Origin of the sequence: Billgrantia lactosivorans (genome assembly GCF_003254665.1) — a bacterium.
Lineage (GTDB): Bacteria > Pseudomonadota > Gammaproteobacteria > Pseudomonadales > Halomonadaceae > Halomonas > Halomonas lactosivorans.
In genome coordinates this window covers 1,232,324-1,248,785 of record NZ_QHGY01000001.1, presented here as the reverse complement: position 1 = coordinate 1,248,785, position 16,462 = coordinate 1,232,324, and the positions used below count along the sequence as shown (strand labels likewise).

Sequence of the window (16,462 nt, the reverse complement as noted above, 5' to 3'; positions counted from 1 at the left end):
GGCGTGGATGGGCTTGGAACTGCCGCTTGCGGCCTCGCGGCCGATCAGCATCTTGCCTTGCAGTGGCATAGGAACTCCTTGCTGTTCTCAGAGCGATTTCACTTCGATGGCGGGCGTGTCTGCCTCGAAGCGTAGTGGATTGCGCAGGGGGCGGCCGAATTCGCTCAGCGCGATCTCGAAGCGGTCGCCGTCCTGGGTCCGGACGCCGTCGGCGAAGCTCAGGGTCGCGGTGCCGAAGAAGTGCACGTGCACGTCGCCGGGGCGGCGGAAGCCCGGGTACTTGAAGTGATGATGTTCCAGGTTGGCCAGGCTGTGGGCCATGTTGGCCTCGCCGGTGAGAAAGGGCTTCTGCCACACGGCCTCGCCACCGCGCACGATGCGGCTGGTGCCTTCCAGGTCCTTGGGCAACTCACCGAGCAAAAGTTCCGGACCGTAGCTGCAGGCGCGCAGCTTGGAGTGGGCCAGCCACAGGTAGTTGAAGCGCTCTGTCACGTGGTCGGAGAACTCGTTGCCCACGGCGTAGCCCACCCGCCAGGGCCGGCCGTCGTCGCCGATCACGTAGAGCCCGGCCAGCTCCGGCTCCTCGCCGGCGTCCGCGGCGAAGGGTGGCACGGGGATCTCCGCCTCGGGCGCGACGACACAGCTGCCGTCGCCCTTGTAGAACCACTCCGGCTGGGCGCCGACGCTGCCGGCTTGTGGCTTGCCGCCCTCGACCCCGAGCTTGAACATGCGCATGGAGTCGGTGAGCTCGGCTTCGGCGGCCTGCGCCTTGGCGTGCATGGCCGAGCGTGTGTCGGCGCTGCCCAGGTGAGTCAGGCCGGTGCCGGTGACCAGGCAGTGCGCCGGGTCGGGGTGGGTCAGCGGCGGCAGCAGGCGTTTCTCGTCGACCAGTCGCTGGTAGTCGAGGCGGGTCTCGGTCAACGCCGCCTCGACGGCGTCGGCCAGCGACTGGCCTGCCGCAATGGCGCGGCGGGCCAGTGTGTAGGTGTTGACGTCGAGCAGGCGAACCTCACGGTCGCTTTCGACCCGGGCCGCGCGGACCTGGCCTTGGTGTTCGCATTGAATCAAGCGCATGGCGCGGTTTCCTTATCGTTGGCTGGAAATCAGTTGCCGCGCACCGAGGTGAGGTCGGGCAGCCAGGTGACGAGACCGGGGAAGGCGATCAGGATCACCAGCACCACCAGCAGCGCCGCGTAGTAGGGCAGCATGGCGCGCACCAGCTGCTCCATCGATACGCGGCCTACGCCACAGCCCACATAAAGACAGGTGCCCACCGGCGGCGTCAACAGGCCGATGCCCAGCACGAAGGCCATCAGCACGCCGAAGTAGACGGGATCGATCTGCACCGCCTCGACGATCGGCGTCAGCATCGGCGCCATGATCACCATCGCCGGGGTCAGGTCCATCACGAAGCCCACCAGCAGCAGCAGCCCGGCGACGATCATCAGCAGCCAGAACGGATCCTGGGTGATCGCCTGGACCTGCATGACCAGGGTCTGCGGCACCATGTTGATGGTCAGGAACCAGGCGATGACGGTGGCGAAGGCCAGCAGCAGCAGCACCATGCCGGTCAGTCGCGCGGTGCGGATGATCATCGGCCACAGGTCGCGCGGCGTGAACTCGCGGTAGACCACCAGCGAGATGAACAGCGAATAGAGCAGCGCCACCACGGCCGCCTCGGTAGCGGTGAACAGGCCGCCGATGATGCCACCGATCACGATCACCGGCAGGAACAGCGCCAGGGCCGACGACTTGAAGGCCTTCCACAGCAGGTCGAGGCGGAATCGGCGCGTCTGCCCGGCGTGCTCGAAGCTGGCCATGACGAAGGTGGTCACCATCAGCGCTCCGCCGATCAGCAGGCCCGGCACGATCCCGGCAATGAACAGGCGGCTGATCGAGGTTTCGGTGACGATGCCGTAGAGGATGAGCGGAATCGACGGCGGGATGATGATGCCGATCACCGAGGAGACGGTGTTGATCGCCGTGGCGTGCGGGGCGGAATAGCCCTGCTGCTTCATCGACGGGATCATCATCGCCCCGGTGGCCGCGGTGTCGGCCACCGCCGAGCCGCTGATGCCGCCGAAGAACATCGAGCCGGTGATCGCCACCTGACCCAACCCCCCCTTGATGAAGCCGACCAGCGCCGCGGCCAGGTCCATCAGGCGGCGGGCGATGCCGCCAGCGCTCATCACCTCGCCGACCAGGATGAAGAACGGGATCGCCAGCAGCGGGAAGTTGTTGACCCCGCGAACTGACTGCTCGACCAGCACCGACAGGGAAATATCGGAAATCAGCGCCATGACCACGGCCGCCAAGCCGAGGCCGAAGGCGATCGGCAGGCCGATGGCGATGCTGGCGAAGAGGATTCCCAGGAAAATCCACAGCATGGCTCAGCCTCCCCTCTGCTCGGGGTGCCGGATCAGGCTCACGCAGCGCCACAGGCGCCAGAGCGCCACGGCGGTCACGAAGGCGGCACAGATTGCCAGCGAGGCATTGATCAGGTTCCAGGGCACGCCAAGGATGGCGGTGCTGCCGGTGGAGCGCGACATCACCAGGTAGGCCCCGAAGAGCACCACGCCCATCACGGCGGCGACGATCAGGTGCTGCAGCAGGTAGAGGCAGTAGGCGGCGCGGGGCGGCAGGCGGCGCACCACGAAATCCACAGCGATGTGCTCGTAGCGGGCGAAGGCGGCCGCGGCGCCGATGAAGATCAGCCAGATGAACAGCATGCGGGCGAGCTCGTCGGCCCAGGCCAAGGAGGTATTGAGCAGCGCGCGACCGATGACGTTGGCCGAGACCGAGACGATCAGCACCACCAGGATGGCGGCGATCAGCTGCTCCATGGCCACCGTCAGCCAGCGAAAGGCGGCGGGGCCCTGGCGCTGCTCGGTGTCCAGCTCGAGGGGGCGACGCCGCGGGTCGTCGGTGACGATCTCCTCGGCTACCCGTTGGGCACTTCCTTCCATTGAAGGCACTCCGTAACCAAAGCGAAGGCAAGGGAGCCGGCTCCCTTGCCTTCGCGTTCATGGGTTCATTCGTCGGCCGAGTCGTCGACGATCGCCTGGATTTCCTCGATCAGCTCAGCGCCGATCTCGTCTTCCCACTCGTCGTAGACCGGCTGCACGGCGTCCTGGAAGGCCGCGATCTGGTCCTCGTCGAGTCGAGTCACTTCCATGCCGTGCTCCTCGAGCTGTTCGCGCGACCAGTCATCGTATTCGCTGGCCAGCTGGATCTCGTATTCGGCGGCCTGCTCGGCGGCTTCCTGAACCAGCTCCTGGTAGCTCGGGTCGAGCGTGTCCCAGGTCCGTTCGGACATCATGATGATGAACGGCGTGTAGACGTGGCGGGTCTCGGAGGCGTGATCCTGCACCTCGTGGAAATTGGAGGTGAGGATGGTGCTGAACGGATTCTCCTGGCCGTCGATCACGCCCTGCTCCATGGCCGAAAACACCTCGCCGAAGGCCATCGCGGTGGGGCTGGCGCCGAGCGTCTCCCAGATCGAGAGCTGCACCGGATTCTCCATGGTGCGGATGGTCAGCCCCTCGATGTCGTCGGGGGAGGCGACGGCTTTCTCGCTGTTGGTCAGCTGGCGGAAGCCGTTCTCGTGGTAGGCCAGGGCCTTGATGCCGCTGCCCTCGAATTCGTCGAGCAGATCGAGGGCCACGTCGCTCTGCAGGACCGCCACGGCGGCGTCGCGATCCGGTATCAAAAACGGCAGGTCGAAGACCGCCAGCTCGGGCACGTAGGTGGTGGCCGGCGAGGTCGACGGAATGGTCATGTCCAGCGAGCCGGTCTGCAGCATCTCCATCATCTGGGCGTCGTCCCCCAACTGGCTGTTGGGGAACACTTCGACCTTGATGCGGCCATCGGTGCGCTCGGAGAGGATCTCGCCGAAGTGCTCGGTGGAGATGTACAGCGGAGAGGTCTCCGCCAGCCCCAGGCCCACGCGAATGGTATGGGAGCCGGCGTCTTCCAGTGTCTCGCCCTCGATCGGGGGCGGGTCGGAGAGGTCGGGGGTCTCGGCGGCCAGCGCGGCGCCCATGCCCAGGGCGGTGGCGCTGGCGGTAGCGAGTGCAGGTAACCAGTAACGTGTCATGAGTCTCTCCCTCCAGGGGGGTGTGGCAACCCCGGCGTGCTTGTTGGCTTGTGATACGCGCGGGCGGGTTGCGTTGAGGGTTGTTGTACGCGTGGGGTTCGTCTTCTCCATGTTGGACCTTTTACATATATGTTCAACATATACTTTTGTATGTGTCGACTACTCTGCGGCGTCACAGTACCGTCGGAGGAGTTCCGGGCCTCATGAGCTGGCCCCCCGCGTGAAGGAGACAAACCGTCATGTCCCAGAATCGACGCTCGCTGCGGTCGGCCCAGTGGTTCGGCACCGCCGACAAGAACGGCTTCATGTACCGCAGCTGGATGAAGAATCAGGGCATCCCCGACCATGAGTTCGAGGGCAAGCCGATCATCGGCATCTGCAACACCTGGTCGGAGCTCACGCCCTGCAACGCGCACTTCCGCAAGCTGGCCGAGCACGTCAAGAAGGGCGTGCTGGAGGCGGGCGGCTACCCGGTGGAGTTCCCGGTGTTCTCCAACGGCGAGTCGTTGCTGCGGCCCACGGCGATGTTCACCCGCAACCTGGCCAGCATGGACGTGGAGGAGTCGATCCGCGGCAACCCGCTCGATGCGGTGGTGCTGCTGGTGGGTTGCGACAAGACCACGCCGGCGCTGTTGATGGGCGCGGCGAGCTGCGACCTCCCCACCCTCGTGGTCAGTGGCGGGCCGATGCTCAACGGCAAGCACGAGGGCCGCGACATCGGCTCGGGCACCGTGGTCTGGCAGCTCTCCGAGCAGGTCAAGGCGGGCACGATCTCGCTTCACGAGTTCATGGCCGCCGAGGCCGGCATGTCGCGCTCGGCGGGCACCTGCAACACCATGGGCACGGCCTCGACCATGGCCTGCATGGCGGAATCGCTGGGCACCTCGCTGCCACACAACGCGGCAATCCCCGCGGTCGATTCGCGCCGCTACGTGCTGGCGCACCTCTCCGGCAACCGCATCGTCAAGATGGTCGAGGAGGATCTGCGGTTGTCGAAGATCCTGACCAGGCAGGCCTTCGAGAACGCCATCCGCACCAACGCCGCCATCGGCGGCTCGACCAATGCGGTGATCCACCTCAAGGCCATCGCCGGGCGCATCGGCGTCGAACTCGACCTCGACGACTGGAGCCGAGTCGGCCGCGGCACGCCGACCATTGTCGACCTGCAGCCCTCGGGGCGCTTCCTGATGGAGGAGTTCTACTATGCCGGCGGTTTGCCCGCGGTGCTGCGCCGGCTGGGCGAGGCCGACCGCCTGCCGCACAAGGAGGCACTGACGGTCAACGGCAGCACGCTGTGGGACAACGTCAAGGACGCGCCGCTCTACAACGACGCAGTCATCCGCCCGCTGGACACTCCCCTGCGCGAGGACGGCGGCATGTGCGTGCTGCACGGCAACCTGGCGCCGCGTGGGGCGGTGCTCAAGCCCTCGGCGGCGAGCCCCGAGCTGATGAGCCATCGCGGCCGCGCGGTGGTGTTCGAGGATTTCGATGACTACAAGGCGCGCATCAACGACCCCGAGCTGGAGGTCGACGCCGGCAGCGTACTGGTGATGAAAAACTGCGGGCCGCGCGGCTATCACGGCATGGCCGAGGTGGGCAACATGGGGCTGCCGGCGAAGCTGCTCGAGCAGGGCGTGACCGACATGGTGCGCATCTCCGACGCGCGCATGAGCGGCACCGCCTACGGTACCGTGGTGCTGCACGTGGCCCCCGAATCCGCTGCCGGTGGGCCGCTGGCCGCGGTGCGCAACGGCGACTGGATCGAACTCGACTGCGATGCCGGCAAGTTGCACCTGGACATCGACGACGCCGAGCTCGAGGCGCGCCTGGCCGAGCACGACCCGACCGCCGCGTCGCGACGGATCGCCAGCGACGGCGGTTATCGCCAGCTCTACATCGAGCGGGTGCTACAGGCTGACGAGGGCTGCGACTTCGATTTCCTGGTCGGGTGCCGCGGCGCCGACGTGCCGAGGCACTCGCATTAAGCCCCGCGCTTGTGTCGCCCACTGACGCAAGCGCGGCCCCTGAGGCGAGGCGTGAAGCGCTGGGCATCGATTCACGGCAGTCGACTGCGTCAGGCGGGCTCCAGCCAGTCGCCCAGGGTGGCTTCGCCGGGCTCGATGCCCAGCGCATCCGCCGTTCCCTCCAGCACGGCACGAGCCGCATGGAAGGCGGCGAGCGGCTGGCGGGCGCGGATCGCTTCCATGACCTTTCGATGCCGCTCGAAGCTGGTTACCGGGTCGGACGTGCTGTCATTGGAGGTTTCCACGAGCAGGTGAATCGAGGGGCGCAGGATGTGCGAAAGCTGCGACCAGACGATGTTGTGGCTGGCCTTGAAGATGGCGACGTGAAACGCGACGTCATAGTCGCTGTATTGGGCGACGTCCATGGTCGGCTTCGATGCAAGGCAGCGCTCCATGCCTTCCAGCGCTTCCTCGATGGCCACCAGGTCTCGCGCCTTGGCACGCTTCGCCGCGGTCATGGCCACATAGGGCTCGACGTCCAGGCGGAAGGCCAGGATCTCGCGCTGAATCCGGGGGTTGGGGGAGGCGTAGCGGGTCAGCCATGCGGTGACCGAGGGGTCGAGGATGTTCCATGCCTCGTAGTCTCGAACCTTGGAACCATGTCCCGAGATGCGCTCGATGATACCCACGTCGACCAGCTGACGAAGGTCGCTCCTTACCGCCGAACGATTCAGGTTGAACTGCTCGCAGAGTTCAAGCTCCTTCGGCACGAAATCTCCCGGCTGGTAGCGGCCGGAAAAAATGCCCTTGGCGAGATGTTCCGCCACACTGGGGCGGGGTGGCTTGGCGGAGCGCTTGGGAGGCGTGGCGGTCATGGCAGCTCATGTCGATGATTCGCCACATAAAGTGACATATGTTCAACATACGGGCAATACTGCCTAGGTCGCAACGCCAGGGCGGGAACGCCGCCCTGGCGTTGCGCAGCCTTATCTCGGCGGAGGGCTGGCGGCGCTGGGCATGCCATGGGCGCATGCCCAGGGTCCGGGGGTAGCTTGTCGGAGCGGTCGACGCAATTGACCAGCGCGCCCGGCGTCGGTGTGGCGGGGTTGACGGCGTGGACGGGCGTTGAACTGCCGCTGGAGTCGGCTATCAAGTTCAGTCTCCTGACTGACCCCATGGCGCCGGCCTGGGTCGAGCAGCGAGCCGGGGATGCGTTCAGAGCAGGTCGCTCGGCCCATGGATGATGCTGGCCAGGACCTGGGCCGCGGCGCCGCGGGCGGCGACGAAGGTGGAGTCCTCGATCACCCGCAGCGGGACCTGCTGGGTCGTGCCGAGCAGGCGATTCTGATTGGCCTTGAAGTAGTCGAGAGCGGGAGACAGCAGCGCTTCGCCCAGCCGGGTCAGCGAGCCGCCGAGCACGATCTCGGAGGGGTTCTGGGTGTGGTGCAGGTTGAGCAGCAGGATTCCCAGCGCCTCGCCGGCCCGGCGCAGCGTGACCTGCACGTCGGGGTCGTTCAGGCGAGGCAGCAGGGCTTCGATGAGATCCTCTTCCTCGGCAATGCCCAGCGCGGCCCGGATCGACCAGCCGCTGACCAGGGTCTCGGCACAGCCGCGATTGCCGCAGTGGCAGTAGAGCCCGCCGGGCTGCAGGACGGTATGGCCGATTTCACCGGCCAGCCCCTGGACGCCGCGGGTCACCAGCGGCAGGTGGCTACCCTCTGCCATGCCGCTGCCTATCCCGGTGCCGGCGCTGACGTACATCAGTGATTGGGGAATGTTGCCGGTGCGGAAGTAGAGTTCACCGAAGGCAGCCGACTTGGCTTCGTTGTCCATCAGCCAGGTGCCTTCGAGCCGTGAGAGGTGGGGGCGCAGCAGGTCGAGAAAACGAATGTCGCGCCAGCCCAGGTTGGGCGCCAGGCGCAGCACGGGCTTGTCGGGCGCGATGGGGCCGGGCAGGGCAACCCCCAGCCCCAGGCAGCGGCGACCTTCCTCCAGGTAGGGGTTCATCAGCCCCTGCAGGAGTTCCGCCAGCAGCTCGACGGTGGCCTCCGGCGTGGTCGGCACGAGATGCTCGTGGTGCGATTCGAGCACCTGACCCGAGAGGGTGCAGGCCACCAGGCGCAACCCGTGTACCCCCACCTCGGCGCCGAACAGCACATGACGCTCGTTGTTGAGATGCAGGGCGCGGCCTGGGCGGCCACCGCTGCTCTTCTGCAGTTCGCCCTCGCGCAGCCAGCCTTGCTGCAGCAGCGATTGCACGCCGGAGCCCACGGTGGCCTTGGTCAATTGGGCCTGGGTGGCGATGTCGGCCCGGGTGAGCCCGGGAGTACGACGTACCAGTTCGAGGATGGCACTGCGATTGAGCCGCTTGAGGAAGTGGAGGTCGCCCGCCTTGTGCTGCTGCTGGTAACTGGTTGACATGATTGAACGAGGCCTTGCAGTCCGCACGCCGGGGGCGCAGCGGAGGAAACGGATGACGCCGGACGCTTGGTAGCGCGTTCCGATGATGCCATTCGACGTAAAGGCCCGCGAGGGTTTCGCCGCGGCATTCCTGGCGCATATGTCCTAAGTTGGTTCCAAGCCTAAACGAATTGTCTTGCGTCGACCATGCTCGATAAGAACCCATGGTTCTCGAAAAAGAGAGGGATAGAGATGATTTTGAAGGATAAATCAGATTCATCGACTAACGTCTCATTGTCGCTTCCGAGAGGCTTGATCAATCTTTTGTTAGTAAAGAGAAAAAACTAAGTGGAGAGAGCATGAACAGCGACGCGGCGCGTTACCCCAGCCTCGATGAGCGGGTGGTCTTCATTACCGGTGGCGGCAGCGGCATCGGGGCCGCGCTGACCCGGGCTTTTCATCTGCAAGGGGCTCGAGTCGCCTTCGTCGACATCGACGATGCCGCCAGCCACGCGCTGGTGGAAGCGCTGCAGGCGGAGACGGGGCGGGCGCCGTGCTATCGCCGCTGCGACATTCGCGATGTCGAGGCCCTGCAGGGCGTGATCGCCGAGGTGGGGCGTGAGCTGGGACCGATCCACACCCTGGTCAACAACGCCGCCAATGACGATCGTCATACCTGGCAGGAGGTCGACGTCGCCTACTGGGACGAGCGCATGTCGCTCAACCTGCGGCCGATGTTCTTCGCTGCCCAGGCGGCGGCCCACCAGATGATCGAGGCGGGTGGCGGTTCGATCGTCAATTTCGGCTCGATCAGCGTGCAGATGGCCATTCCCGAACTGTCGACTTACGTGACGGCCAAGGCCGCCGTGCATGGCCTTACCCGCAGCCTGGCACGCGATCTCGGGCGCTACAACATTCGCGTCAACACGCTGGTGCCCGGTTCGATCCTGACCGAGCGCCAACTGCAGAAGTGGATAGGCCCGGAGGAGGAGGCCTCGATCCAGGCCCATCAATGCCTCAAGCAACGTCTTAAGCCTGAGCATGTGGCACCCACGGTACTTTTTTTGGCCGCCGACGACAGTACCCAACTGACCGGTGCTGCCATACCTGTCGACGGAGGGTGGGGCTGATGAGCCAGGACGGCATTCCCGTACTCGAGGCACGCGGCATCGATCGCGCCTTTGGCGGCAACCAGGTCCTGTTCGGTATCGGCCTGAGGCTTTATCCCGGTGAGGTACATGCCCTGCTGGGCGAGAACGGCGCGGGTAAGTCCACCCTGGTGAAGATACTTGCTGGCTACCTGTCGCCCAGTGCGGGCGAGGTGCGAGTCGACGGCCAGTCTCAGCGCTTCAGTGGAAGCGGTGAGGCTGAGGCGAAGGGGATCGTGATGATCCACCAGGAACTGGCGCTGGCCGAGCAGTTGAGCGCGGAAGAGAATATCTTCCTGGGGCGTGAGCTGCTTCGTGGCCCCTTCCTCGACCGCCAGGCCATGCGCGAGCGCAGCCGCGAGGCATTGGCCGAACTCGAGACTCGCGTCGATCCGTGCGCCAGGGTCAAGGATCTCAGCACCTCCGATCAGCAGATGGTCGAGATCGCCAAGGCGATCACCCGCGACGTGCGGGTACTGATCATGGATGAGCCCACGGCGACTCTCACCGAGCATGAAGTCGAGGTGCTGTTTGCGCTGATCGCTCGGCTGCGCCAGCGTGGGGTGGCGATATTGTACATTTCCCACAAGCTGCGCGAGATCGAGCGGATCGCCGATCAAGTCACGGTGCTGCGCGACGGTCGGCTGATCGACAACGGAGCCATGGCCGGGCGCAGCAAGGAAGAGCTGGCACGGCTGATGGTAGGACGCGAAATCAAGGACATGTATCCACAGCGCACGGCGCTGCCCAGCGACGCCCCAGTGGTATTGGAGGCGCGCGGCATCGTGGTGCCCGGCGCTGTCCGACACGCCAGCTTTACCCTGCGCCGTGGCGAGGTGCTGGGCTTCGGTGGGGTGGTCGGCGCCGGCCGCACGGCGTTGATCGAGGCACTGCTTGGCCTGCGTGCCCGCAGCGCAGGCGAGGTGCTGCGCAATGGCCAGCCGGTGGTGCTGCGCCACTTGCGTGATGCGGTGCGCCAGCGCATCGCCTATCTCACGGAAGACCGCAAGGGCAAGGGCCTGGTGCTCAACATGGGGCTGCGCCCCAATCTCACGCTGCTCAATTTGCGCGCCTACTGCCGGCCACTGATCGATCGGCGCCGCGAAGAGCAGGCCTTTCAGGAGGCCACGGAACGCTTCGACATTCGCCTGCGGACCCATGCAACCACCGCAGCCGAGCTATCCGGCGGCAATCAGCAGAAACTGCTGCTGGCCAAGGTCATGTCCATCGACCCCGAGATCGTCATCATCAATGAGCCGACCCGCGGCATCGACGTCGGCACCAAGCACCAGATATACCACTTCGTGCGCGAACTCACCGATGCCGGCTGTTCGGTCATCCTGATCTCCTCGGAGATGGCCGAACTCATCGGCCTCTCGCACCGGGTGGCGGTGATGTGCGCTGGGGTACTGACCGGGGTGCTCGAGGGAGAGCAGATCAATGAAGACGAAATCATCCAGTACGCATCCGGGATCAAGGGGGTAGGAGTTGATGAACAGCGTCGTGCCTGACAACAAGCCAGTCGCTCGGAGTCATGCCTCCATCGACCTCAAGGCGTGGGGACCCTTCTTCGCCCTGTTGGCTCTGGCGGTACTGGGAGTGTTGATCAATCCCGCCTTTCTGGGGCTGGACAACCTCTCCAACATGCTCACCCGCAGCGCCTTTATCGGCATCATTGCCATCGGCGCCACCTTCGTTATCACCGCGGGCGGGCTCGACCTGTCGGTGGGCTCGATGGCGGCCTTCATCGCCGGGGTGATGATCATCCTCATGAACAGCCTGGTCGAGCAGTTCGGCCCGGGGTTGACCACGATACTGCTGGGCATCGGTGCCTCCCTGCTGCTGGGTCTGTGTGCCGGCTTCATCAATGGCATGGTGACCACCAAGGGCAGGATCGAGGCCTTTATCGTCACCCTCGGCACCATGGGCATCTATCGCTCGCTGGTGACCTATCTCGCCGACGGCGGGACCCTGTCGCTGGACTGGGGCGTGCGTGACATCTATCGGCCCGTCTATTACGGCAGCCTGATGGGCATCCCGATACCGGTAATCGTGTTCCTGCTGGTGGCGGTGGCAGGTTATATCCTGCTCAACTATACCCGCTTCGGCCGGTACTGCTTCGCCATCGGCTCCAACGAGAAGGTGGCCGAGTACAGCGCCATTCATGTCGACCGCATCAAGACCATGACCTATATGCTGCAGGGCGTGTGCGTGGCCCTGGCGACCATCATTTACGTGCCGCGGCTGGGTTCGGCTTCAGGCGCCACCGGTGTGCTCTGGGAGCTCGAGGCGATCGCTGCAGTGATCATCGGAGGCACCGTGCTCAAGGGAGGGCACGGGCGCATCTGGGGCACGGTTATAGGGGCGATCATGCTGACCATGATCGGCAACATCCTCAACCTGACCGATGCCATTTCCAACTATCTCAACGGTACGGTGCAGGGGATCATCATCATCGTCGCGGTGTACCTGCAACGTGCGTCGTGGAGGAAATCGGCGCCGTGAGGCGCTCGCGCAGGCAGCAGCAAATCAGGCACGACCAAGACAAGCACAGGCACGACCAAAACAAGCACAAGCAGCACAGGAGCATCACCATGCCCAGCAAGAAGACGACAAGAACCAGCATGACCCACGCGAGAAAGACCATCGCGGCATTCGCCACGGTAACGGCATTGGGTCTACCCACGCTTGCCATGGCCCAGGAGATCACCATCGGCGTGTCGATCCCCGCGGCCACCCATGGTTGGACAGGCGGCGTCAACTTCCACGCCGAACAGGCCAAGGAGCGCCTCGAGTCCTTGCATCCCGATGTGTCGATCACCATCAGCACGGCCAGTGACCCCGGTGAGCAGGCCAATGACCTCGAGGATCTGGTCTCGCAGCGCAATATCGATGCCCTGGTGGTGTTGCCCTTCGAGTCCGGGCCACTGACCGACCCGGTACGTCGGGTCAAGGAGTCGGGGGTGTTCGTCACCGTGGTGGACCGTGGCCTCGAGCAGAAGGGAATCGAAGATCTCTACGTGGCCGGCAACAACCATGAGCTGGGCCGCGTGTCGGGTGAATACATTCGCGAACGGCTCGACGGGCAGGGAGATATCGTGGTGCTGCGCGGCATTCCCACGGTGATCGACGACGAACGCGTGCAGGGTTTCGAGGAAGCCATAGAAGGCTCCGAGATCAATATCCTCGACATGCAGCATGCCAACTGGAATCGCGATGATGGCTTCGAGGTGATGCAGGACTTCCTGGCGCGCTTCGAAAACATCGATGCGGTGTGGGCCCAGGATGACGACATCGCGCTCGGGGTGATCGAGGCGGTACGCCAGGCCGAGCGCGAGGATGAACTGTTCATCGTCGGCGGCGCCGGCATGAAGGACATCATCGCCCGGGTCATGGAGGGGGATGAGCTGGTGCCGGTCGATGTGCTGTACCCGCCGGCGATGATCGCCACCGCCATGGATCTCACCGTGCAGAACTTTGTCTCCAACGGCCCGGTGGTCGGCGAATACATTCTCGGCTCCCCGCTGATCACGCCGGAGAACGCCGAGCAGTACTACTTCCCCGATTCACCGTTCTGATCGCTTCGAGTGGGCGCTCGACGCCCGCTCGATCTTCTTCCGACAAACATCGGAGAGCCGCTTATGCAAACCATCAAAGGGCCGGCGATCTTCCTCGCCCAGTTCGCCGGAGACGACGCCCCCTTCAACAGCCTCGACAGCATCGCAGCCTGGGCGGCGAAACTGGGCTATGAAGGCGTGCAGATACCCAGCTGGGATGCGCGCCTGATCGACCTGAAGCGTGCCGCCGAGAGCCAGACCTACTGCGACGAGATCCAGGGTACCCTGGCAGAGCACGGCCTGGCACTGACCGAACTCTCTACCCACCTGCAGGGCCAACTGGTGGCCGTGCACCCCGCCTATGACGAGATGTTCGACGGCTTCGCGGCCCCCGAGGTGCGTGGCGATCCCAAGGCCCGCCAGGCATGGGCCGTGGAGCAGCTCATGCTGGCCGCCAAAGCCTCGAAGAACCTGGGGCTTACCGACCACGGCACCTTTTCCGGCGCCCTGGCCTGGCCTTATGTCTATCCGTGGCCACAGCGACCCTCAGGCCTGATCGAAACCGCCTTCGATGAGCTGGCCAAGCGCTGGCGGCCGATTCTCGACGCCTTCGACGAGGCCGGGGTCAACCTCTGCTACGAGATCCATCCCGGCGAGGACCTGCACGACGGCATCACCTTCGAGATGTTTCTCGAGCGGGTCGGTCATCACCCGCGCTGCCACATCCTCTACGACCCCAGTCATCTGCTCCTGCAGCAGCTCGACTACCTGGGCTTCCTGGATGTCTACCGCGACCACATCCAGATGTTTCACGTCAAGGATGCCGAGTTCAATCCAAGCCCCAAGCAGGGCGTCTATTCCGGCTACCAGTCATGGACCGAACGGGCAGGGCGCTTTCGCTCGCTGGGCGACGGCCAGATCGACTTCAAGTCGATGTTCTCGTGGATGGCCGCCAACGACTATCACGGCTGGGCGGTGCTGGAGTGGGAGTGCTGTCTCAAGCATCCGGAGGTCGGCGCACGCGAAGGCGCCGCTTTCATTCGCGACCACATCATCCAGGTGACCGAACGGGCCTTCGACGATTTCGCCGACGCGGGCGTCGACGAGGCGACCAACCGCCGCCTGCTGGGCCTCGACTGAAGGAAGACATGCCATGAGCCAACTTGACGAGACAACCCGCCGGCTGCGCCTGGGCATGGTCGGTGGCGGCCCGGGAGCCTTCATTGGTGGCGTGCATCGCATCGCCGCCCGAATCGACGACCACTACGAACTGGTGGCCGGCGCCTTCGCCTCCGATCCCGAGCGCAGCCGGGGGGCGGCCGCCGAGCTGCATGTCGCCGAAGCGCGCGCCTACCCCGACTACCGCGCCATGGCCGAGGCGGAAAGCCAGCGCCCCGACGGCATCGACGTGGTCGCCATCGTCACGCCCAATCACCTGCACTTCGACGTGGCGCGTACCTTTCTCGAGGCCGGCATCCATGTGATCTGCGACAAGCCGATGACCACTACCCTTGAGGATGCCCAGGCGCTGGCCGCGCTGGTCGAACGCAGCGGTCTGTTCTTCGGGCTCACCCATAACTACTCCGGCTACCCGCTGGTGCGTCAGGCCCGTGACATGGTCGCCGCCGGCGAGCTGGGCGAGCTTCGGGTCGTGCAGGTCGAATATCCTCAGGACTGGCTGTCGACGCGCCTCGAGGAGAGTGGGGTCAAGCAGGCCGAGTGGCGCACCGATCCCAAGCGCAGCGGCCCGGCAGGCTGCCTGGGCGATATTGGCACCCACGCCTATCACCTGGCGCGCTTCGTCACCGGGCTCGAGCTGGAGTCGCTGGCGGCGGACCTGCACACCTTCGTCGAGGGCCGCGCCCTGGATGACAACGTGCACATGATGCTGCGCTTCAGGGGCGGGGCGCGGGGCATGCTGTGGTCGAGTCAGGTGGTGCCGGGAAACGAGAACGGCCTGAAGTTGCGGGTCTACGGCAGCCGAGGCGGACTTGAATGGCATCAGGAGACGCCCAACCGGCTGTTCCACTCGCCGCTGGGTGAGCCGTCACGGATCCTGACCCGCAACGGTCCTGGGCTCGGTGACGCGGCGCTTGTCGCATCGCGAATCCCGCCGGGGCACCCCGAGGGCTACCTGGAAGCCTTCGCCCAGCTCTACACTGACTTCGCCGAGCAGATCCGAGCGCGTCAGGCGGGGCGGGAGGCCGCGGTACTGTCCGCCAGCACGCCGGGAGTGGACGATGGGGTCGATGGCCTGCAGTTCATCACCCGGGCGCTGGAGTCATCGCAGTCGGGTGGTGCCTGGGTGACTTTCTGAGGGGCTGGCGATGAGCGTGCGGTTGAGCAGTGACCGGCTCTACCTGGAGGTCCTGCCTGAGCTGGGCGGCTGCGTGGTGCGCTTCGATGCCCTGATGCCGCACGGCCCCGAGCCGCTTTTCCGCCCCGGCCGGGCGTCGTCCCGCGATCCTAACGGCATGGGGCTGTACCCGCTGGTACCCTGGTCGAACCGTATCGCCAAAGGTGGTTTTCGCTGGCGAGGCCGCCATTATGCATTGGCTGCCAATCTTCCGGGTGAGCCGTTGCCGATCCACGGTGACGGCTGGCAGCAGGCCTGGGAGGTCATGCACGCTGCGAAGAGCGAGCTTGTGCTCATGCTGCGTTCAGCATGGCAGCCACCCTTCGACTACCGTGCTGAGCTGCGCTATCGCCTCGAGGGGAATTGCCTGGCGATCGAACTGGAGGTGACTCACTTGGGAGAGCGCCCGGTGCCTTACGGGGTCGGGCTGCATCCGTGGTTTCCGCGTACCTCCGATGTCATCATCGAAGCTCCCGCCCGGGGCGTCTGGGAAGTCGACGATGCCCAGCTCCCGGTCCGCTGGCGACCGCTTGCCGCCTGCGATGATTGGTCATTCGCGACGGCCAGCCGTCTGCCAGCCGGCCCTATCGACAACCTGTTCTCTGGCTGGCGGGGGGTGGCAAGCATCGCCTGGCCGTCGCGCGGGTTGGCCCTCAAGGTGGCGTGCCTTCCAAGCGTCGGACGTTATCTGATTTACTCACCCGGCGAGGGGGCGGATTTCTTCTGCTTCGAGCCGGTTTCCCACGACGTGAACGCTCATCACTTCGCCGATCCTCTGGCTCACGGGCTTGTCGAACTTGCCCGCGGGCAGACGCTGACTCAGGCGTGGCGTTTTTCTTGTCGCACAACATCGGCAAGGGGCTGACGACCCTGCCTGGGAGCATGGCAGGTTTCCCATAGCCGGTTCGGATGCGGAAACTATGAGAGAACCTTTACTCAGG

Annotated in this window: 14 protein-coding genes; 8 read left to right on the top strand and 6 right to left on the bottom strand. The window is 65.1% G+C overall.

What is annotated here, in order from left to right; genetic code table 11:
• Positions 1 to 87 precede the first annotated feature (87 nt).
• From araD1 to DIS04_RS05525, 4 genes are all read right to left on the bottom strand, one after another.
• Entirely contained in the window at positions 88 to 1,074 is a 987-nt protein-coding gene (gene araD1 / locus DIS04_RS05540; RefSeq protein WP_111412719.1) for an AraD1 family protein, read from the bottom strand.
• 29 nt (positions 1,075 to 1,103) lie between these two features.
• Positions 1,104 to 2,387: a TRAP transporter large permease gene (locus tag DIS04_RS05535; RefSeq protein WP_111412718.1), complete on the bottom strand. Its 1,284-nt coding sequence runs from the start codon at positions 2,385 to 2,387 to the stop codon at positions 1,104 to 1,106.
• 3 nt (positions 2,388 to 2,390) lie between these two features.
• On the bottom strand, positions 2,391 to 2,966 hold the full coding sequence (locus tag DIS04_RS05530) for a TRAP transporter small permease (RefSeq protein ID WP_111412717.1): 576 nt from the start codon (positions 2,964 to 2,966) through the stop codon (positions 2,391 to 2,393).
• Positions 2,967 to 3,031: 65 nt separating this feature from the next.
• Complete coding sequence (locus DIS04_RS05525; protein ID WP_111412716.1) at positions 3,032 to 4,096, bottom strand: TRAP transporter substrate-binding protein; 1,065 nt, start codon at positions 4,094 to 4,096, stop codon at positions 3,032 to 3,034.
• A gap of 239 nt (positions 4,097 to 4,335) precedes the next feature.
• Between DIS04_RS05525 and DIS04_RS05520 the strand changes: the two genes are divergently transcribed.
• On the top strand, positions 4,336 to 6,081 hold the full coding sequence (locus DIS04_RS05520; protein ID WP_111412715.1) for an IlvD/Edd family dehydratase: 1,746 nt from the start codon (positions 4,336 to 4,338) through the stop codon (positions 6,079 to 6,081).
• An 89-nt stretch (positions 6,082 to 6,170) separates the two neighbouring features.
• On the opposite strand, the gene DIS04_RS05515 is transcribed toward DIS04_RS05520, so the two are convergent.
• Complete coding sequence (locus DIS04_RS05515; protein WP_111412714.1) at positions 6,171 to 6,935, bottom strand: FadR/GntR family transcriptional regulator; 765 nt, start codon at positions 6,933 to 6,935, stop codon at positions 6,171 to 6,173.
• Positions 6,936 to 7,275: 340 nt separating this feature from the next.
• The gene (locus DIS04_RS05510; RefSeq protein WP_111412713.1) at positions 7,276 to 8,481 is read right to left on the bottom strand and encodes an ROK family protein; all 1,206 of its coding nucleotides are present in this window, start codon (positions 8,479 to 8,481) and stop codon (positions 7,276 to 7,278) included.
• 338 nt (positions 8,482 to 8,819) lie between these two features.
• Here DIS04_RS05510 and DIS04_RS05505 point away from each other — a divergent pair, with 338 nt between their 5' ends.
• The 7 genes from DIS04_RS05505 to DIS04_RS05475 all read left to right on the top strand — a co-directional run bounded on the left by DIS04_RS05505 (position 8,820) and on the right by DIS04_RS05475 (position 16,386).
• Entirely contained in the window at positions 8,820 to 9,590 is a 771-nt protein-coding gene (locus tag DIS04_RS05505) for an SDR family NAD(P)-dependent oxidoreductase (RefSeq protein ID WP_111412712.1), read from the top strand.
• Positions 9,590 to 11,119: a sugar ABC transporter ATP-binding protein gene (locus tag DIS04_RS05500; protein WP_111412711.1), complete on the top strand. Its 1,530-nt coding sequence runs from the start codon at positions 9,590 to 9,592 to the stop codon at positions 11,117 to 11,119. Before DIS04_RS05505 ends, DIS04_RS05500 begins: the two co-directional genes overlap by 1 nt.
• The gene (locus DIS04_RS05495; protein WP_245904488.1) at positions 11,112 to 12,113 is read left to right on the top strand and encodes an ABC transporter permease; all 1,002 of its coding nucleotides are present in this window, start codon (positions 11,112 to 11,114) and stop codon (positions 12,111 to 12,113) included. Before DIS04_RS05500 ends, DIS04_RS05495 begins: the two co-directional genes overlap by 8 nt.
• 89 nt (positions 12,114 to 12,202) lie before the next feature.
• On the top strand, positions 12,203 to 13,186 hold the full coding sequence (locus DIS04_RS05490; protein WP_245904487.1) for an ABC transporter substrate-binding protein: 984 nt from the start codon (positions 12,203 to 12,205) through the stop codon (positions 13,184 to 13,186).
• A gap of 63 nt (positions 13,187 to 13,249) precedes the next feature.
• On the top strand, positions 13,250 to 14,305 hold the full coding sequence (locus tag DIS04_RS05485; RefSeq protein WP_111412709.1) for a sugar phosphate isomerase/epimerase family protein: 1,056 nt from the start codon (positions 13,250 to 13,252) through the stop codon (positions 14,303 to 14,305).
• 13 nt (positions 14,306 to 14,318) lie between these two features.
• Entirely contained in the window at positions 14,319 to 15,482 is a 1,164-nt protein-coding gene (locus DIS04_RS05480) for a Gfo/Idh/MocA family protein (RefSeq protein ID WP_111412708.1), read from the top strand.
• Positions 15,483 to 15,492: 10 nt separating this feature from the next.
• Entirely contained in the window at positions 15,493 to 16,386 is an 894-nt protein-coding gene (locus DIS04_RS05475) for an aldose 1-epimerase (RefSeq protein ID WP_111412707.1), read from the top strand.
• The last annotated feature ends 76 nt before the right edge of the window (positions 16,387 to 16,462 follow it).